Source organism: Nocardia amikacinitolerans NBRC 108937, assembly GCF_001612615.1.
GTDB classification, from domain to species: Bacteria; Actinomycetota; Actinomycetes; order Mycobacteriales; family Mycobacteriaceae; genus Nocardia; species Nocardia amikacinitolerans.
Genome location: NZ_BDAU01000019.1, coordinates 105,576 through 124,470, shown reverse-complemented (window position 1 = coordinate 124,470; position 18,895 = coordinate 105,576). Strand labels below are relative to the sequence as shown.

Below are 18,895 nucleotides of genomic sequence, written 5' to 3'. Positions count from 1 at the left end.
CCGTGCGACCGCTGTCGTCGGTCAGCGCCGTTGGCGGCGGCGATCAGCGGCGAATCCGCTTGGCCGAGCCGCCGCGGTCGGTGCGGTCGGTGCGAAACGCCGAACGGCCGTTCGCGGCACCCGCCACGAACGGCCGAACTCGAGTCAGACGCAGCCGGTGCCGCGACCAGAATGGTCGGTGCGGTAACCGACCGAAGGCCGCCTTCATCCCGCCAGACAGACTGGAAGTCACCTTCATTCACCCGACCTGCGTGCACCGGTGAACCGACCGAGGGTGACCTTTAGTGCGGGGGGCCGATGAATGGTGACCTTTGGTCGGCGTTGGTTGGCCAACCTTTGTGGACGGCGCACTAGAGGTGTTGCTGGATGAAGTCCGTCTACAGCCCGGTGGTCGGAGCGAATGCGGAGGTATGCCTCACACCGCGTCGCCGGGCGAGACCCGCGGCTTCGGCGCCCGCATCTTGCGGATCTGCGAGGCGCGGACGAAGGCGTACCAGCCGAGGCGGAAGCCGGTGTCGGTGTTGTCGGGGAACCGCTCGCGGACCCGGTTGTTCACGATCCGGCCGAGGATGACGCCCTCGATGATCATGAACAGCATCATCACCAGCATGGCCAACGTCACGATCGTCTGCAGGCCGGGCGCGGCGAACATCGACATGATCAGCACCAGCGCCATCGGCATGAACAGGCCGACGAGGTTGCGCCTGGCGTCGACGAGGTCGCGCACGTAGGCGCGAACCGGACCCTGGTCGCGCGGCAGCAGGTACTTGTCCTCGCCCGCGAGCATGCGTGCGCGGCGCTCCTGGGCCGCCTGCCTGCGCTCGGCGCTCGCGGCCTTGCGCTCTTCCTTGGTGCCGCGGGTCGCCTTGCGGCGAGCCCTGGCTTCCTTGGCGGTCAGCGGCGCAGGCGCGACGGGCCCGCGCCGCTTGCCTTCGGCCTCACGGCGTTTCGGGGTCGGACGGCCCTTGCCCGGGGTGAGCGTGGGCGTCGTCTTGGTGGTGATGGCGGTCGAGCCGCCGTCCGCGTCCGCCATGGTGTCGGCGGTCGCGTCGGTGGTGCTGGACTCGCCGCGACGGAACAATTTCACAGCAACCAGGCTATTCGATGCGTCAGCCAGCCGGAAATGCGGTCGTGCGATACACCACTGAACACCGAGGTTGTGTCATCGCGCGAGTGGCCGAGTGGCAAGATGGGGAATAGCAGCCCGCTGAGTGGTGTTGACTCCACGAGCCGTGCGCTGTTCACGGGTTGACCACAGCTGTCCTTAGGAGAGTTCATGACTGTGCCGAACGAGACGACCACCCACGGTGTGACGCTGACCGATGCCGCCGCCTCGAAGGCCAAGGCGCTGCTGGATCAGGAGGGCCGCGACGACTTGGCGCTGCGCATCGCGGTGCAGCCCGGTGGTTGTGCGGGTCTGCGCTACCAGCTCTTCTTCGACGACCGCTCGCTCGACGGCGACCTGACCGTCGACTTCGGCGGCGTCACCCTGGCCGTCGACCGGATGAGCGCCCCCTACGTGCAGGGCGCCTCGATCGACTTCGTCGACACCATCGAGAAGCAGGGTTTCACCATCGACAACCCGAACGCCACGGGCTCCTGCGCCTGCGGCGACTCCTTCAACTGACCCGCGAAAAGAGCGCATTCGCTCGAAGTGTGCGCGGCTGTCGACCACTCGCGTCCAGCCGCGCCACCTGACGCCAGTGCCTCTGTAGCGCATCGCGGATCGGCTACGGTGGGAGCGGGATCACGATCTTCGCTCCCACCGCCTGCCGCCTACCGTTGAAGGGCTCAGCCTCGTGTCTATCGCCGTGTCCGCGTCCATCGCGACCGACCACCTCATGCGTTTCCCCGGACGGTTCGCCGATGTGCTCCTGGCCGATCAGCTCGACCATGTCTCGCTGAGCTTCCTCGTCGACGACCTGCAGATCCGCCGCGGCGGCGTGGCGGGCAACATCGCCTACGCCATGGGCGTGCTGAACCGCGAGCCGCTGCTGGTCGGCGCGGTCGGCGCCGATTTCGCCGACTACCGCGCCTGGCTCGAGCGGCACGGCGTCGACTGCTCGACCGTGCACGTCTCCGATCGCGCGCACACCGCCCGCTTCGTCTGCACCACCGACGACGACATGGCCCAGATCGCGTCCTTCTACCCCGGCGCGATGAGCGAGGCACGCGACATCTCCCTCGCCGAACTCGCCGAGACCAAGCAGCTGGATCTCGTGCTCGTCGGCGCCAACGACCCCGAGGCGATGCTGCGCCACACCGAGGAATGCCGCGAGCTCGGCATCCCGTTCGCGGCCGACCCCTCCCAGCAGCTCGCCCGCCTCGACGGCGATCAGGCGGTGCGCCTGATCGACGGCGCCGCTTACCTTTTCACCAACAAGTACGAGTGGGCGCTGCTGCTGCAGAAGACCGGCCTGAGCGAGGACGAGGTCGCCAAGCGGGTCGGGATCCGGGTCACCACGCTCAGCGCCGACGGCGTGCAGATCATCGACAACGACGGCACCGAGATCCACGTCGGCGTGGTCCCCGAGCGCACCAAGGTCGAGCCGACCGGCGTCGGCGACGCCTTCCGCGCGGGCTTCCTCACCGGCCACACCGCCGGCCTGAGCCTGGAGCGCTCCGCCCAGCTCGGTTCGCTGGTCGCGGTCCTGGTGCTGGAGACCATGGGCACCCAGGAGTGGACGCTCAACAAGGACGACGCGCTCGAGCGCCTCACCGAGGCGTACGGCGCCGAGGCCGCCGCCGACATCAAGCCGCTGCTCTGAGCATCGGATAGCGGCCGCCCGTCGACGGCGGCCGCATCGGACCCGGCCGGAGCGACACGGACGAACGCCGGAGCAGCGAGACGACAGCACAGCGCCCCTCGGTCCACCGACCGAGGGGCGCTGTTGTCTTCGAGGCCTACGGCGCTTGTCTATTGGGCCTACGGCCTGTCTTCGGGGCTTGACGACGCGCGCGTTTGCGGGCCGCTACAGCGACACCGGGTACACCGGCTCCTGGATCTCCGGCTTGATCCGATCCTCGACGAAGATGCCGTGCCACACCATGAACACCAGCAGCGTCCACAGCCGCCTGCTGTGATCGGAACGTCCCGCGCGGTGGTCGTCGAGCATGGTCTTGATCGCGGCCTTGTCCAGCAGGTGGTCGGTCTGCGAGTCGGCGATCTGCGCCTGCGCCCAGTCGTAGAGCTCGGTGCCGCGCAACCAATGCCGCAGCGGGACCGGGAAGCCCAGCTTGGCGCGGTGCAGCACGTGCGGGGGCACGATGCCCTCCAGCGCCTGACGCAGCGCGTACTTGGTGGTCTCCTTGGTGATCTTCTGCTCGAAGGGCAGTTGCTCGGCGACCTTCAGCACCTCGGCGTCGAGGAACGGCACGCGCAGCTCGAGCGAGTTGGCCATGGTCATCTTGTCGGCCTTGACCAGGATGTCGCCGCGCAACCAGGTGAACAGGTCCAGGTGCTGCATCCGCGCCACCGGGTCCCAGCCGCGCGACTGGGCGTAGATCGGGGCGGTGACGTCCTGGTGGGTCCACTCCGGGCGGAACTCGCGCAGCACGGCGCGCAGCTGAGCGTCGTTGAAGCTGCGGGCGTTGCCGTAGTAGCGCTCCTCCAGCGTCAGCGAGCCGCGGTGCAGCAGGCTCTTGCCGCGGGTGCCGTCCGGGATGCGGTCGGACAGCTTGCCCGCCAGCCTGCGCACACCCTTCGGCAGATACTCGAAAGGCTTGAGCGACAACGGTTCCCGGTAGATGGTGTAGCCGCCGAACAGCTCGTCGGCGCCCTCGCCGGAGAGAACGACCTTGACGTGCTTGCGCGCCTCTTTGGCGACGAAGTACAGCGGAACGAGCGCCGGGTCGGCCACCGGGTCGTCCAGGTACCAGACGATCTCGGGGATGGCGGCGGCGAATTCGGCGGGGGAGACCACCTTCACGATGTGGCGGGCGCCGATCGCCTCGGCGCTCTCGGCGGCCACGTCCACCTCGGAGTAGCCCTCGCGCTCGAACCCGGTGGTGAACGTGATCAGCTTCGGGTTGTGCCGCATGGCCAGCGCCGCGACCGCGGTGGAGTCGATGCCGCCGGACAAGAACGACCCGACGGTCACGTCGGCGCGCATGTGCTTGGCGACCGAGTCCTCGAGCGCCGCCGCGATCTCGCGGTAGCGAGCGGCTTCCGAACCCGCCGCGAACGGACGCACCTGGAAAGTCGGCCGGAAGTAGCGGGTGAACTTCGGCTCTTCGCCGGGACGGACGGTCGCGTAGGTGCCCGACTCCAGCCGCCGGATGCCCTTGTGCAGGGTCTCGGGCTCCGGCACGTACTGCAACACCGTGTAGTGCTCCAGCGCGCGCGGGTCCAGCTCGTCGGAGGACCGCAGCGCGGGCAGCAGGTCGAGCAGGCTCTTCTTCTCGCTGCCGAAGGCCGTGCCGCCCGGGCCGGTGGCCAGGAACAGCGGCTTGATGCCGAACGGATCGCGGGCAAGGAACAGCTCGCTGGTCTCGGTGTCCCAGATCGCGAAGGCGAACATGCCGCGCAGCCGCCGCACGGCCTCCGCGCCCCAGTAGTGGAAGGCCGCGACGATCGCCTCGCTGTCGCCCTCGGTGGCGAACATCTTCCCGTCCGGGAACTCGGCGCCGTGCGCCGCCGCCAGCTCCTCGCGCAGCTCGATGTAGTTGTAGATCTCGCCGTTGAAGGTCAGCGCGTAGCGCTGCGGGTTCTCGGCGGGTCCCCAGCGCAGCGGCTGGTGCGAGTGCTCGATATCGATGATCGACAGACGGTTGAAGCCGAAGACCAAGTGGTCGTCGTGCCAGGTGCCGCGCTCGTCGGGGCCGCGGTGGCGCATGCAGTGCAGCGCGTTGTAGACCTGGTCGACCACGTCGGATGTCGCCGCGTCAGATGTCAGGAATCCGAGCAGTCCGCACACGGTGTCGGCAACCTCGTTTCTCCGGTGGGGACGCCACGCGTTCGGGCGTCCGGAATGGCTGGGGGTGCTGCGGCGCGCGCCACGCACACCGCGGGCCGAAATGTTGTGTCCGAGTATGCCGCACGCGGGGGATCCGCGCGGCGCGCGCGTCCTGTCCTGCGCGGATGCGCTGGTGACCGCCCTCGCCCCCGCCCCGGCGGAGTGTCGAACGCGACCCGACGACAAGGAGGACGCCGGTTTGGTCTACGCTGCGTAGTACTCAGGCCATTCTCAGGCGACGCGTGCGCGGAGTCGGATGCCCGCCGGGACGGCCTGACATGTGCTTGGAATGTGTCGTCAGGGCGGATCGCGGCCCCGGCGGCGCACTGTCGGAATGTGTGGCGACCAGGAAGGCGTGAGCGTGGCGCACAAGGCGAGCGAAGAGATCGGGGCACGACCCGCCAGGGGTCGGCAGGGCCGCGTCCTTCGGCGGGCCGGGCTGGCGGTGTCCTTGGGGATCACCGCGATGCTCGTCTCGGGCTGCTCGATCGACAATGTTTGGCTGCGGTTCGGCTGGCCCTCGGGTGTCACGCCGCAGGCCACCCGGATGCGGGAGCTGTGGACCTGGTCGGTCGTCGCCGCGCTGGCGATGGGTGTGCTGGTCTGGGGTCTGACCTTCTGGACGATCGCGTTCCACCGCAAGAAGAAGGACTCCCCGGAGTTCCCGCGGCAGACCGGTTACAACGTGCCGCTCGAGCTGACCTACACGGCGATCCCGTTCGTCATCATCGCCGTGCTGTTCTACTTCACCGTGGTCGTGCAGAACTACGTCCACGAGAAGGTCGAGAACCCGGACGTGACGGTCGACGTCACCGCCTTCCAGTGGAACTGGAAGTTCGGCTACCGCGAGGTCGACTTCAAGGACGGCTACCAGTTCAACGGCATCGACTCCGTCCGCGAGGACGCCGCGCAGGCGCAGCTGCGGGAGTACGAGGAGCGGACCAAGGACGGTCACCCGCAGCCGGGCCCGGTGCACGGCAAGCCGGAGAACGACATCCTCTCCTACCTGCACTACGACACCGTCGAGACCGTCGGCTCCAGCAGCGAGATCCCGGTCCTGGTGCTGCCGACCGGCAAGATCATCGAGTTCCAGCTCGCCGCCGCCGACGTCATCCACTCCTTCTGGGTGCCGGAGTTCCTGTTCAAGCGCGACGTGATGCCGAACCCGAAGGAAAACCAGTCGGACAACGTCTTCCAGATCACCAAGATCGAGAAGGAAGGCGCGTTCGTCGGCCGTTGCGCCGAGATGTGCGGTACTTTCCACTCGATGATGAACTTCGAGGTCCGCGCCGTTTCGCCGGAGAAGTTCACCCGGTACCTTGACGAGCGTCGCGCGGGCAAGACCAACGCCCAGGCGCTCGAGGCCATCGGTGAGTCCCCCGTCGCCACCTCTACCCGGCCGTTCAACACCGACCGCTCGGTCAAGAGCGCGGCCGCGCCCGAGACCAAGTGAGGACTGATCTGACATGAAGATCGAAGCGCGCATTTTCGAACTGCTGACGGTGTTCTTCGTCATCGTCGGCATCGTGTACGGCTTCTTCACCGCCCAGTCGCGCACCGGCATCGAGTGGGCGGGCACCACCGCGATCGTGCTGACCGCGGGCCTGTCGCTGATCATCGGCACCTACTTCCGGTTCGTCGCCCGTCGTCTGGACCTGCGTCCTGAGGATTACGAGGACGCCGAGATCGTGGACGGCGCAGGCGACCTCGGCTTCTTCTCGCCGGGCAGCTTCTGGCCCATCACCCTGGCGGCCGCCGGTTCGGTCACCGCCCTCGGCCTGGCCTTCTTCGAGCCGTGGCTGATCGCGGTCGGCGTGCTGTGCGTGCTCGCCGCGGCGGCGGGCCTGGTGTTCGAGTACCACCTCGGTCCCGAGAAGCACTGAGCGTAAGCACGAAGCGCCCCACCGGATTTCCGGTGGGGCGCTTTGCTGTTCCGGGACGGGCTCAGAGGCCGAAAGCGTGGCGCAGGCGAGTGGTGGAGCGGGGCGCGACGCCGACGAGGCCGCGCAGGGTTCGGGCGAGGCGCGAGTGTTCCGCGTCGCGGGTGGTGATGGCGGCCTCGACGGCACGGGCGACTTCGGCGGGGCCGCGGTCGTACTCGTCGGCGAATGCCACCTCTGTTCCGGGCGCGGCGGGATCGGCGTGCACGGCCGGATAGTCGATCGCGGTGACCTGGATGCCGCGCGAGCCGAGTTCGGCCTCGGCGCACTCGGCGAAGGTGGTCCACGCGGCCTGTGAACTCGCGTAGGAGGCGAAACTGGCCGCCGCCGCGGCATTGTGGTGCGCGGGGCCGACATTCACGACGTGGCCGGAACCGGAATTGAGCATCGCGGGCAGCAAGCCGAGCGTCAGCCGCAGCGGGCCGAAGTAGTTGACCGCCATCATGCGCTGATAGTCGCGGAAGCGGTCCAAGGATTCCGCGACCGGGCGGTGGAGCGGGCGTCCGGCGTTGTTCACCAGGACGTCGACCGAGCCGAATTCCGCGAGCACCCAGGTGACGAGCTGATCGACATCGCCGAGGGCGGAGATGTCGCACCGGAACCAGTGCGCCCGGCCCCCGGCGGACGTGATCTGCTCGCAGGTGGTGATCAGCTGGTCACCGCGCCGGGCGACCAGGAGCAGTTGAGCGCCGCGATCCGCCAGGAGCGCGGCGGTTGCGCGGCCGACTTCGGAGCATGCGTCGGTGAGCAGGACGCGCTTGCCCGCCAGGGAATCGGCTGCGGACTGGTCTGCGCCTTGATGATTCGCGCCAGCTCGATCCGCGCCGTTTCGATTCGCGCGGGATCGATCTGCGCTGGGTCGGTTCGCGTGGGGTTGATCTGCGCTGGGTCGGTTCGCGCGAGATTGGTCTGCGCTGGGTCGGTTCGCACGGGGTTGGTCTGCGCTGGGTCGATCGGGTTCGTGCCGGTCTGCGCCGGGCCGATCCGCACCGGGATCCGCACCGCCTCGGCGGCTTCCGGATTGTCCGGCGCGCGGTGCTGACGCGCGGAGCTTGCGCTCGACGAAACGGGCCGGGGCGGGGCGGAATTCGAGCATCGACACAGCTACCTTCGCATTGGAGACACGCTGAACGAACCCATCGGCACCCCGCCGACAATGCCGAGTCGACCGCAGTCGCCGAGTGGCTAGGGAGCTACCACTCGGCGACTCGTACGGTGCGGCACAGTCTAATCGGCCGATTCGTAGCGCATGGCGTGTTCGGACGCGCAGATCTCATCGATTCCGGCGACGATGTCGCGCAGCAGTTCCGAGGGCAGCGCGGACGGACGCAACCGGCAGGTGAAGGTGATCAGGCCGTGGTCCTCGGCGGGCAGGTTGCGCGCGGCGGCCTCGGACCGCAGGTAGGTCGAGCGCACGCCGTAGGTCATCGCGGAGATGACGGTGAAGCAGCCGGTGCGTTCCCGGTGGCCGGAGAACAGGTCGTGCAGCCGGTAGAACACCGACGCGTAGGTCGACAGCGGCGCGAAAACGCCGACGCGGTAGGCGGGTCCGCGCTCCGAGGAGCTGATCACCGTGTCGGCGAGGTACTCCGCGTCGCGCAGCGTGAGCACCTTGGGGGCGAACATCAGCGCGCCCGCCGCGGCGTTGCGCACCGGCATGCCCGCCTTGCCGCCCGCGTGCGAGGCGATGGCGCCCAACGACTTCCGGGTGCGCGTGCCGACCTCGCGGCGGGCACGCAGCGAACGGGTCGGTGTGGTCGGGTACAGGCTGGACCACTGGCCGAAGCGCACGGTGCCGAGCTGCACGTGGCCGGTGCCGACCGGCCTGGCCACCTTCAGCGGCGCGGTGTCGACCCAGCGGCCGACCTGCAACGCCGCGTTGCCCGGGCGCGCGATCTCCGAATGCGCGTGCTCGACGAAGGAATCGAAATCGAGGAACCGGTCGGCGTCGGTGGTGAGCCAGGTGTGGTCCTTGTCGATGTCGACCGCGTCCAGGGTGAGCGCGGTGATGATGCCCGCGCGCCCGCCCGCGCCGAGGATGCGGTGGAAGCGCTCGGTGTGGTGGTTGCGTCCGCAGGTGCCGATGCGCCCGTCCGGGTCGACGTATTCCAGATCCACGATCTGGTCGATGAACAGCCCGTACCGGTGCGAGGCGCTGCTCACGCCGCCGACCGAGGCGAATCCGCCCGCGGTGATGTCGCGATGGTCGCCGACGATGGGCAGGCCGAGTCCGTGCGCGCCGAGGCGGCGGTCGATGTCGGAGAGCTTGGCGCCCGCCTGCACGCGGACGGTGCGACGACCCAGGTTGATGTCGAGCACCGAATTCATCCGGCGCAGCGAGACGACGGTGCGCTGATCGGGCAGCGTCAGGTTGTCGTCGATCGGCTCGCCGCCGCGGACCGTCAGACGTTCCGCGCGACCGCGTGAATCCCGCACCGTGCGAACGACATCCGCGGTGTCACGGGGTAGGTATTCTTCGGCGGAGACAGTCTGCGGCGTGCTCATGGCACGACAGCTAACCACAGTCTGGCGCTCGGTGCGCACCCGAAGTCGGAGGCTCTTTCCCCGCACCCGAACAACCCCTTTCGACCTGCGGTTATGCGGATTTCGCACGCCTCGGGAATCGGCCCTTCGGACACTCGAATCGGCACGGCGCGCATCGGCTCTCGATCGTGGCTCAGCGGCCGGGCGCCGGCAGGCGCTGAGCGAACAACACCGCACCCGTCGCGTCGCACAGATTCACCGTCAGCTCGGCGGTGCGGCCGTCGATGTGGACCTCGCCGAAATGCTGATAGGCGGCGTCCAGCGGCGAGGTGTTCGGCGCGGGCGGCGCGTGCACGAACACCGCCTCGGGACCGAACGTGGCGTCGAGTTGGTTGGGGCCGAAGGCGCCCGCGTTGAGCGGTCCGGAGACGAACTCCCAGAACTCGTCGAAATCGGTGAACGCCGCGCGTTCGGGGGAGTAGCGGTGGGCCGCCGTGTAATGGACGTCGGCGGTCAGCCACACCACGCCGGTGACCCGGTTCGCTTTGATCGCCGAAAGCACCTGCGCGATCTCGGTTTCCCGGCCCGATGGTGCGCCGGGTGCGCCGTTGGCCGGCCCCTCGAACGCGGTCTTGCCGTCCGGCACGATCACTCCGAGCGGCAGGTCGGCGGCGACGATCTTCCAGGTGGCTCGGGAGTCGCGCAGGCCATCGATCAGCCACTTCGTCTGTGCCGCACCGAAGACCCTGCCCACGGGCGCGGTGTTGGCGCCGTTGGCGTCCTTGTAGGCGCGCATGTCCAGGACGAATACGTCCAGCAGCGGGCCGTAGGCGATCTTGCGGTACAGCCTGCCGTCGACGGCTTCCCTCGGATCCAGCGGCATCCACTCGTGGAACGCTTGCCAGGCGCGGGTGGCCAGGGTGTCCATGCTTCGCTCGGTGTAGCCCTTGTCCGCGGCGACGGTGCCGCCGGGGGACCAGTTGTTGACCGTCTCGTGGTCGTCCCACTGGACCAGTTGGGCGACCGAGGCATTGAACCTTCGATAGTTCTGATCGGTCAGGTTGTAGGCGTATTGGCCGCGGAACTGGTCGAGGGTCTGCGCGACCGCGCTCTTGGCCTCGGTGACGGTGTTGCGCCAGATTCGGCCGTCGGGCAGGGTGACCGACTCCTGGAGCGGGACGTCGGCGTAGACCACGTCGCCGGAATGCAGGAACAGGTGCGGGTCGCGCGCGGCCATGGTGGCGAAGATCGTCATCCCGCCGAGGTCCGGGTTGATGCCGTATCCCTGACCCGCGACGTCGCCGGACCACTGAATCCTGATGTCGGACTGGGTGGTCGGCGCGGTGCGGAACACGCCCTGCAGCGGCTCGGAGGTCGCGCCGTCCTCGGCTTCGAGGGTGACGCGGTAGTGCACCAGCGAGCCGGCGGGCAGGCCTGCGACGCGGACCCGTCCGGTGCCGTTGGTGTCGGGGGTGAGCAGCGGGCCGGTGAAACGGCGTGCGTCGGTGAAGGATTCGGTGGCGGCCGTCTCCACGATCAGCGTGGCGGGCCGGTCCGAGCGGCCCCAGATCAGCGCGCCGTCCGCGCGCGGATCGCCGACCGCGACCCCGTGCGTCAGATTCGGACGCTGGCGGACCAGCCCCGGACCGTCGTCGCCGCAGGCGGCCAGCGCGGGCGCGGCCACCAGGCCGAGCGCGGAGGTGCGCAGCAGGGTGCGCCGGGAGAGTGCCGAATGACCGGGAGCCATGGATTTCAGCCTCACGCAGGGAATTCAACGTGGGGTGAACGGGCGTGGTCCGCGGGGCCAACAGGCGGTCGGCGGACGCATGAATCTGTGCAGGCTCGCCGACGTACGGGCGTGGTCATTCGCCGTGCTGACTCGCGCTCGGTGGCCATCGGTGCCGCGGCGGGTCGCGTGGGGTTCGGCGGCCTTCGTTCAGGACTCGAGTCGAATGTTCGCCGTGCGAGGCCTTCGCTGTGGCCGCTCGTCGCCCGCGGCGAGTGCAGCGGTGGCTGTTCAGCGTTCGGGTGCTCGCTGGGCGGTCGGTCGCACCAGCCTCGCGCGTCGGGGAGGCGTGGGTATGGCGTCCGGGCGCAGGTGTTGGCCGGGTCGTCAGGTCGCGACCCGCGGTCGTGCTCGGGCTGCGGGCGTTCATGGCTCGCGGGCGAGTCTCCGCCCCCGAGGTCGTCCGTGGCGGCAGCCGGTCGCGTGGCGAGTTCGACTGCGGCTGTTCAGCGTTCGGGCGGTCGCTTGGTTGCCGGAACGTCCGTGGTACCAGCACTTCGCGCGTCGAGGGCGGTGCGCGTCCCGGGCGTTGGCTGGGTGGGGTCCGGGGTCGGGGCGATCGCCAGTCGGACGGGGTTCAGGCGGCGCAGTGGTTCGGTGGGGCGGTCGGGCATCCATGGTGAATTCGCGTCGTCCAGGCCGAGGGCCGCGATGACGTCCGGGAACCAGCGGGTGCATTCGGTGCGCAGTGGGAGTTCGGGCTGGAGTTGCGACATCACGCTGACGCCCGCGAGAAAGGTACGCAGCATGGGGGTGTGTTCGGCGGGCATGGTGAGCTGGCGGATGACGTTGGACAGGCTCAGATCCACCGTCGCCGAGACTCGCTTGCGCAACCAGTCGGTGGTCAGGCGGAAGGTCGGGTCGAGCATGGCGTCGCGCATCGGCGCCAGCTGCTCGAGCACGGTGTGGCTGTCCAGCGCGCGGTCCGGTTCGACGTAACCGCGGCGGCGGATCGCGGCCTCCAGGTCGGTCGGGTCGCCGGAGAGGATCGCGCGGGCGATATCGGTGAGCGCGTCCAGGTAGCCGGGCGGGAACGGCGCGCACGCGCCGAAGTCGACGACACCGAGTCGGCCGTCGGGCATGATGCGGAAATTGCCCGGATGCGGATCGCCGTACAGCAGACCGGCTTTCGTGGGACCGGACAGCAGGAAGCGCAGCACGAGCAACCCGATCCGGTCGCGGTCGAACGGCGCGCCCTGCGCGACCATCCGCGACAGCGAGACGCCGTCCAGCCATTCGGTGATCAGCACGTCGCCCTGTTGCGCGACCACGTCGGGCACCACGAAATCGGGGTCGTCGGCGTAGGCCGCGGCGAAACTGCGCTGGTGCGCGGCCTCGATCTCGTAGTCGAGCTCCTCGCCGATGTACGCGCACAGCGCCTCGATCACCGCGCGCGAATCCGCGCCGGGCAACAGCGCGGTGAACAGTGGCGCGATCTGGCGCAGCGCTTGCAGATCGCTGAGCACCGCCTCGCGCGCGCCGGGATACATCACCTTCACGGCCACCCGGCGGCCGTCGTGCCACACCGCGCGGTGCACCTGCCCGACCGACGCCGCCGCCGCGTGCCGGTCCTCGAACTCCAGGAACAGCTCGCGCCAGTCCGGACCCAACTGGGCCGCCAGCGCCGCGTGCACCATCGGGGGCAGCATGGCGGGCGCCGAATCCTGTAGTTGGTTCAGCGCGTCGCGGTACGGCGCGGCGAAATCGGCGGGCAGCGCCAGCTCGTACAGCGACATCAGCTGTCCGAGCTTCGCCACGCAGCCTTTGAGCTCGCCGAGCACGTCGAACAGGTGCTGGGCGGTCCGCGCTTGGATCTCGCGATTCACCTCGTCGGCGGGACGGCCGAGCATGCGTTTGCCCGCGCCCGCGACCCGCCTGCCCGCGAACGCGACCGGTAGCCCGGCGAGCTTCGTGGTGCGGGCGAGCCGGCCCGTCGGCGGATCACCGGCGGGCTCGGCGTCGACACGCCTGGGCAGCTTCAGAATTCGACCACCGGTGTCGCGGCGGACCATGCTCACCTCACTCGCACGCCGAGCAGACCACCCCTACCCGTGGTCCCGCGTCGACGTTGTGCGTGACAAGGCTACCAACGCGGCCTCAGCCCGCGAGCCGCGCCAGGCGGTGGTGCAGTTCGCCCGCCCAATCGACGCCCTCGAGCCGCTGGTAGTCGACCCACAGCGCGTCGAAGACGTCGCGGCCCTCGGAGATCCAACCGCCGCGCTTGTCCGCCTCCAGCACGACGCTCATGCCGGTCTCGGTGGCGATGAAGGTGACCTCCAGCTGGTTGAGCCGCGGGTAGTGCGGCGAACCGGCGAACTCGATCTCCTGGTAGAACGGCAACGTCTGCGGGGTGTTGTGCACCCGGCCCGACTCCACGTCGGCGCTGCGCAGGTGAAAACCCAAGCGCTCCACGGCCGCGAGCAGCACGTGCTGGGCGGGCAGCGCGCCGACGCCGATCGGGTCGGTGTCGGCGGCGTCCACCGCGCCGTGGATCTCCACGATCGTGCGCAGCGAGACCACCGTGCCCGGCAGGTGCCTGCCGTTGTAGAACGTGATCGGTGTTTCCATCGGTGCGCGCGCCGCGAAACGGAAATCCAGCACCGCGCCGGGTGGCAGGTGCAGCGGACCGTGCACGCCGGTGCGCCCGAACGCGATGTCGCGCAGGCCCTCGTGGTCCTCGTACTCCTGCTCGGCCCTGGTCACGAGTTCCACCGCGACCTGCGCGATGTCCTGCCCGACCTTCCCGCCGCGCAGCCGAACCACGCCTTCGACCACCCCGCCCGGCTGCACCCCCGGCGTGAACAACTCGGTCTCGACCTCGGCCCCGCCGACCCCTGCCGCCGCCAACAACTTCTTGAACATGCCCCGAAGTCTCCCCGCCCCGCCTTACCGACACCTTGTCGTTGCCTTGCGCTGTGACCAACGTCATCCGCGGCCTCGCGCAGCGCCTTCGTACGCCTGATCGAGTTGCCGCGTGTGCGAGGCGAGTGTTCAGGCCGCCCGCCAGGATGACGGGGCGGCCGAGCGCGCGCAAGTCGTCGACGATCGCCGCGCTCACGGACCAGTCGTGGGTGCGGCCGGTGCCGCCCAGGCGGTCGGTCGTGCGCGAATCCAGCAGGACCGCATCGCAATTCGCCGCAGCCGCGCGGGCGATATCGACGGCCTCGGGGCCGGTGACGTGCACGGCCGGATTCCGCACAGCTTGGCACGCACCGGCATCGGGCCACGATACCGCCGTGGAAAAGCAACGGCCCCGGGGCCTTTGGGGGCTCCGGGGCCGGTGGGGGAGGTCAGCTGGCGGCGGTGTCGGGGATGCGGGGGGCTTCGGGTTTCGAGCCGGAGGGGACGCCCTTGAGGCTGTGGGCGTAGACGTCGACGTATTCCTGGCCGCTGAGGCGCATGAGCTCGTACATGACCTCGTCGGTGACGGCGCGTTCGACGAAGCGGTTGCCGCTCATGCCCTCGTAGCGGGAGAAGTCGATGGGGGCGCCGTACTTGATGGTGACCTTGCGGCGGCGCCACTTGAAGGGGCCGGGCGGGGAGACCTCGTTGGTGCCGATGACGGCAACGGGGATGACGGGCACGCCGGTCTCGAGCGCGAGCCGGGCCAGCCCGGTCTTGCCCTTGTAGAGGCGGCCGTCGGGGGAGCGGGTGCCTTCGGGGTAGAGGCCGACCAGGCGGCCCTCGTCGAGCAGCTTGCGCGCGGCGTTCAGCGCGTCCTCGGCGGCGGAAGCGCCGCTGCGGTCGATCGGGTACTGGCCGGTGCCGCTGAAGAAGAACTTCTGCAGACGCCCCTTGAGACCGGGGGTGTTGAAGTACTCGGCCTTGGCCAGGTAGTTGATCCGTCGCGGGCTGGTCAGCGGAGCGAACAGCCAGTCGGCGAAGGATAGGTGATTACCCGCCATGATGGCCGGTCCGTCCGCCGGGATGTTCTCCACGCCTTCGACGGTCGGCCGATTGTAGAAGCGAATGAAGGGTCCCACGAGCACGAACTTCAGCAGCCAGTAGAACATGACGTCCTTCCCCCGGGACCGGGATAGTAGCGGGCAACCTGCGTCAGTTGCCGACTTTACCGCTGGCTGGAGATCACATCCAATCGCAGCGGTGTATCTCACCACAATCGGGGAGAAGCGGCTCCCGAAGGTCCCTCCGCCGCCGACTGATTCGAACGCGTGTGCCCTTGCGCACCGAAGTCAGCGCCCGCTGCGCGCGACTCGCGACGGGCGCCGACCCGGCTCGTCGAGCACCGCGCGGGCCAGTTCGGCGGCGCCGATCATGCCCGCCGCTTCGCCGAGCTGGGTGGTGCGGATGCGAGCCAGCGGGCGGTGTCCCGCGCCGGTGAGGGCACGGGCGTACTCCTCGCGCGCCTCGTCGAGGAACAGCGGCGCCGAACTGCTCACCCCGCCCGCGATGACGATGAGATCGGGATCGAAGATGTCGCTGACGAACGCGAGCCCGAGACCGAGCCAGCGCGCGAAATCGGCCATCGCGGCGAGCGCGACCGGATCGCCGTCCTGGGCCGCGCCCGCCACCCGGCGGCCCGTGAGCGAACCGGGATCGCGGTACACCTCCCTGGCAAGCACCGTCGAGCGCCCCGGGTCGGTGGCCAGCAGCTCGACCGCGGTGTCGGCGAGCGCCGTTCCGCTGCAATACCTTTCCCAGCAGCCGTGTTTGCCGCACGGGCAGACCCGCCCCTGCGGCACCACCTGCAGATGGCCGAGTTCCGGCGCGACGCCGTGCGAGCCGCGATAGAGCTTGCCCTCGATGAGCAGCGCCGCCCCGATGCCGGTGCCGATCGCGACGAGTACCACGTTGTGCCCGCCCGCCGCCGCGCCGAACCGGTACTCGGCCCATGCCGCGGCGTTGGCGTCGTGCTCGAGGATGACCGGCAGCTCGAGACGCTCGCCGAGCCGCGCCGCGACGGGCGCGTCCTGCCAGGGCAGGTGCGGTGCGAACCGCACGGAGGAGCGATCACCGTTGATGAAACCGGCGACGGCCAGACCGACCGCGCCGATCGGGTGGCGGCGGCACAGCTCGCGCACGGCGCGGTCGAGCGCGTCCTCCAGCGCGCGTGCGCTGTGCGGTGTCGGCGACTGCACGGTGTCGAGCACCTCGCCGTCGCCGTCCACCACCGAGGCGCGAATGTTGGTGCCGCCGACGTCGATTCCGACGGTCAGCGGGAGCGCGGCTGCCACCTGGTGCGTCATGCCTTGATCGTCACGGGGATACCGACGTATCCGGACCGCTTGCTCCCGGCGGGGCGCTTGGCCGAGTGCGCGTCGGACGAGAGGGGCGCGGTGGTGCGCTGGTCCGGCGATGCGTCGGTGGAGGGGGAGCTGTCGCCGCGCTCGTTGTCGGCGCGGGAAGCTTCGGCGCGCACGTCGCCTTCCGTGTTGTCTCGCCTACCCGGAGGGACCTGCGTGCCGCTCGACCGCGCCGCGTTGCCGTGCCCGTCACCGTCCCGGCGCGAGTCCGTGCCCCGCCCACCCGAGACAGACCCAACCTCGTGCCGATCGGCCGAGCTCATGCGTTGGTGACCAAGCCGCTGCCCCGCACCCCGACCGCCCTCGGCCCCGTGCCGGTCGCCAGCCCGTGACGTATCCGTGTCCGGTCCGCTGGAGCGCGCCCCGGCGTCGTACCGCTCACCGTCCTGGGACGCGTCTGTACCCCGTGCGCCCGAATGGTGTCCGGCGGCGCGCTGGTCGCCGTCGCCGGACGCGCCCATGCCCTGTCCGCCGGAACGGTGTCCGGCGGCGTGCTGGTCGCTGTCTCCGGACGCGCCCGTGCCCCGTCCTCCCGGACGGTGCCCGGCAGCATGCTGGTCGCGGTCCCCAGACGCGCCCCGTCCGCCCGAATGGTGTCCGGCAGCGTGCCGGTCGCTGTCTCCGGACGCGCCCGTGCCCCGCCCGCCGGAACGGTGTCCGGCAGCATGCTGGTCGCTGTCTCCGGACGCGCCCGTGCCCCGTCCTCCCGAACGGTGTCCGGCAGCGCGCCGGTCGGCCCGGGATGCATCCGTACCCCGTCCGCCCGCGCGGTCCTCGGCGTCGTACCGGTCGCCCGGACCCGTGCGCCGGTCACCAGGCTGCCGCGCGGCACCCGCCCGACTCGAACCGTCCCCGGCGCCATGTCGAGCGGCCGATCGCGGCCCCGCACCCGGATGACGATGCCGCACACCGCTTTCCGAGTCCTCGTCGTCGGGCAGCAGCGGATCCACCGGCACCCCGGCCAGCGCCTCGCGCAGCACCGTGACGATGGCGGTGCCGTGATCGGCGATCGCCGCGACCACGTCGTGGTGTTCCCCGCGCACCAGCGCCGCGGCCGCGCAGACCGGGCACCAGCTGCACGCCGACCAGTCCGGCTGTCCCTGCGTCGCGCTGCGCCGCAGCACCGGTTCGACGCGTTCGAGCACCGCTTCCGCCAGCAGCTTCAGTTCCTCGGCGAATTCGCTGAACCCGTCGCCGTGCGGGTCCGACATCTCGCGCTCCATCTCAGCGGCCCTCGGGCGTCAGCGGCCACACGTCCGGATCCGGGCGGAATCGGACGACCAGGTATCCGCTGTCGAGTTCGGCGTCGTCGACTGTGCACCGCCGCAACACCGGCGCCAGACGCAACCGGCGCCGCACCCCGTCCGCTCCCACGATCAAATCGTCCTCCACTCGTCCCAGTCGCAGCGTCGCCGGATCGACGACGGGCAGGTGCATCCGCATCGCGTACACCGAATGCAGACCCGTGCCCGATTCCAATCGAACCACCGGTTCACCGGAACGTGTGCGAACCTCCGCCGGATTGTCGCCCAGCATAGGTCCAGTTTCGGCGTCCGACGCGGCGGAATCGACACCGAAGGACAGCGCCTGCAGCGACCCGAGACCCACCGGTTCCGCGCCGGTGTGCTGGGCGATCAGCACCGGGATGTCGCGCATGGCCTTGCCGAGCGCCTCGATCACGTCGAACTGTTCGGCCCTGCGGTTGTGGTACCAGTGCACCGCGGGGTGCGCCTCCTCGGCGGGGCCGGACGGTTCGGGCATCGGCGGCAGCACCTTGTTGACGATGACCGCGTCCAGTCGCAGCCCGAGCAACGCGGCCGCCGAACGCACCCGCCCCGACTCGGCGAGCGCGACCCGCTCGGCGACGGTGACCAGTCGCGCGCCCGTGCGGTCGTGGTCGGCGAGCAGGTCGCGCACCTCGCCGACGGCCTTGACGATCCGGTCGACGGTGGCGGCGAGCACCGCCCGACGCAGGTCGGTGCCGATGGTGCTCATCGCCCGCGCGTGCGGGGGCCAGACCCGTTCCAGATAACCGAGCAGCGTGTCGGGCGCGGTGACGATGCGCAGCATGTCCGCCGAGGGCGGGCAGTCCACGACGACGACGTCCCATTCGTTCTCGTCGGCGAACTGGGCGATCTCCACCAGCATCAGCAGTTCCTGCACGCCGGGCAGACCTGTCAGCTCGGCGGGGTCCAGCGCGGCCAGGTCGATGCCGTGGTCGTGCGCGTGCGCGCCGCCCGCCGACAGCATTCGGGTCACGTCGCGAAACCGATCCTCCAGCAGCGCCAGGGAATCCACCTCGATGACGTCGAGTCCCGGCAGCACCCTGGTGATTCCGGTGACCGTGCCCGGGTCGTGCGGGAAGCGGAAACCGAGCGCGTCGCCGAGCGAATGCGCCTGATCGAGAGAGGCCAGCAGCACGGTCTGCCCGGCGCGGGCGTAGGACATGGCGGTGGCGCAGGCCAG

General features: G+C 69.9%; 16 protein-coding genes. 4 read left to right on the top strand and 12 right to left on the bottom strand.

The window, feature by feature from the left end; genetic code table 11:
- Window positions 1–415 precede the first annotated feature (415 nt).
- A complete protein-coding gene (locus tag NAM01S_RS15865) occupies window positions 416–1,087 on the bottom strand; it encodes a DUF3043 domain-containing protein (protein WP_067785875.1) in 672 nt (223 codons plus the stop codon).
- Between the two features lie 189 nt (window positions 1,088–1,276).
- On the opposite strand from NAM01S_RS15865, the gene NAM01S_RS15860 reads away from it, so the two are divergent.
- Together NAM01S_RS15860 and NAM01S_RS15855 are read left to right on the top strand one after the other, a co-directional pair.
- On the top strand, window positions 1,277–1,627 hold the full coding sequence (locus tag NAM01S_RS15860) for a HesB/IscA family protein (protein WP_067785873.1): 351 nt from the start codon (window positions 1,277–1,279) through the stop codon (window positions 1,625–1,627).
- Window positions 1,628–1,799: 172 nt separating this feature from the next.
- Complete coding sequence (locus tag NAM01S_RS15855) at window positions 1,800–2,768, top strand: carbohydrate kinase family protein (protein WP_067785871.1); 969 nt, start codon at window positions 1,800–1,802, stop codon at window positions 2,766–2,768.
- Window positions 2,769–2,972: 204 nt separating this feature from the next.
- Here NAM01S_RS15855 and asnB read toward each other — a convergent pair whose 3' ends face one another.
- On the bottom strand, window positions 2,973–4,916 hold the full coding sequence (gene asnB / locus NAM01S_RS15850) for an asparagine synthase (glutamine-hydrolyzing) (protein WP_067785868.1): 1,944 nt from the start codon (window positions 4,914–4,916) through the stop codon (window positions 2,973–2,975).
- A gap of 505 nt (window positions 4,917–5,421) precedes the next feature.
- Here asnB and ctaC point away from each other — a divergent pair.
- Entirely contained in the window at window positions 5,422–6,408 is a 987-nt protein-coding gene (ctaC, locus tag NAM01S_RS15845; RefSeq protein ID WP_253798887.1) for an aa3-type cytochrome oxidase subunit II, read from the top strand.
- 13 nt (window positions 6,409–6,421) lie between these two features.
- Window positions 6,422–6,838 carry a cytochrome c oxidase subunit 4 gene (locus tag NAM01S_RS15840; protein ID WP_067785865.1) on the top strand — a complete coding sequence of 139 codons (417 nt, stop codon included), beginning with the start codon at window positions 6,422–6,424 and terminating at the stop codon, window positions 6,836–6,838.
- A 61-nt stretch (window positions 6,839–6,899) separates the two neighbouring features.
- Here the strand turns inward: NAM01S_RS15840 and NAM01S_RS36595 are convergent, their stop codons facing one another.
- The 10 genes from NAM01S_RS36595 to NAM01S_RS15790 form a co-directional block, all read right to left on the bottom strand.
- Window positions 6,900–7,598 carry an SDR family NAD(P)-dependent oxidoreductase gene (locus NAM01S_RS36595; RefSeq protein WP_253798885.1) on the bottom strand — a complete coding sequence of 233 codons (699 nt, stop codon included), beginning with the start codon at window positions 7,596–7,598 and terminating at the stop codon, window positions 6,900–6,902.
- Window positions 7,544–7,825 (bottom strand): hypothetical protein, encoded by a 282-nt coding sequence (locus NAM01S_RS36590; protein ID WP_253798893.1) that lies wholly within the window; start codon window positions 7,823–7,825, stop codon window positions 7,544–7,546. The genes NAM01S_RS36595 and NAM01S_RS36590 overlap by 55 nt, the downstream gene beginning before the upstream one ends.
- Window positions 7,826–8,122: 297 nt before the next feature.
- The gene (locus NAM01S_RS15825; protein WP_067785856.1) at window positions 8,123–9,400 is read right to left on the bottom strand and encodes an FAD-binding oxidoreductase; all 1,278 of its coding nucleotides are present in this window, start codon (window positions 9,398–9,400) and stop codon (window positions 8,123–8,125) included.
- Window positions 9,401–9,572: 172 nt separating this feature from the next.
- A complete protein-coding gene (locus NAM01S_RS15820) occupies window positions 9,573–11,126 on the bottom strand; it encodes an alkaline phosphatase D family protein (RefSeq protein ID WP_067785853.1) in 1,554 nt (517 codons plus the stop codon).
- A 485-nt stretch (window positions 11,127–11,611) separates the two neighbouring features.
- Window positions 11,612–13,177 (bottom strand): ABC1 kinase family protein, encoded by a 1,566-nt coding sequence (locus NAM01S_RS15815; RefSeq protein WP_067785850.1) that lies wholly within the window; start codon window positions 13,175–13,177, stop codon window positions 11,612–11,614.
- An 85-nt stretch (window positions 13,178–13,262) separates the two neighbouring features.
- Window positions 13,263–14,027 carry a sporulation protein gene (locus tag NAM01S_RS15810; protein ID WP_067785847.1) on the bottom strand — a complete coding sequence of 255 codons (765 nt, stop codon included), beginning with the start codon at window positions 14,025–14,027 and terminating at the stop codon, window positions 13,263–13,265.
- A 428-nt stretch (window positions 14,028–14,455) separates the two neighbouring features.
- The gene (locus NAM01S_RS15805) at window positions 14,456–15,178 is read right to left on the bottom strand and encodes a lysophospholipid acyltransferase family protein (RefSeq protein ID WP_067785844.1); all 723 of its coding nucleotides are present in this window, start codon (window positions 15,176–15,178) and stop codon (window positions 14,456–14,458) included.
- Between the two features lie 180 nt (window positions 15,179–15,358).
- A complete protein-coding gene (locus NAM01S_RS15800) occupies window positions 15,359–16,372 on the bottom strand; it encodes an ROK family protein (protein ID WP_067785841.1) in 1,014 nt (337 codons plus the stop codon).
- Window positions 16,369–17,640 (bottom strand): hypothetical protein, encoded by a 1,272-nt coding sequence (locus tag NAM01S_RS36585; RefSeq protein WP_253798855.1) that lies wholly within the window; start codon window positions 17,638–17,640, stop codon window positions 16,369–16,371. The genes NAM01S_RS15800 and NAM01S_RS36585 overlap by 4 nt, the downstream gene beginning before the upstream one ends.
- A gap of 13 nt (window positions 17,641–17,653) precedes the next feature.
- Window positions 17,654–18,877, bottom strand: coding sequence for an ArsA family ATPase (locus NAM01S_RS15790; protein ID WP_067785838.1), 1,224 nt, complete (start codon window positions 18,875–18,877; stop codon window positions 17,654–17,656).
- Window positions 18,878–18,895 lie beyond the last annotated feature (18 nt).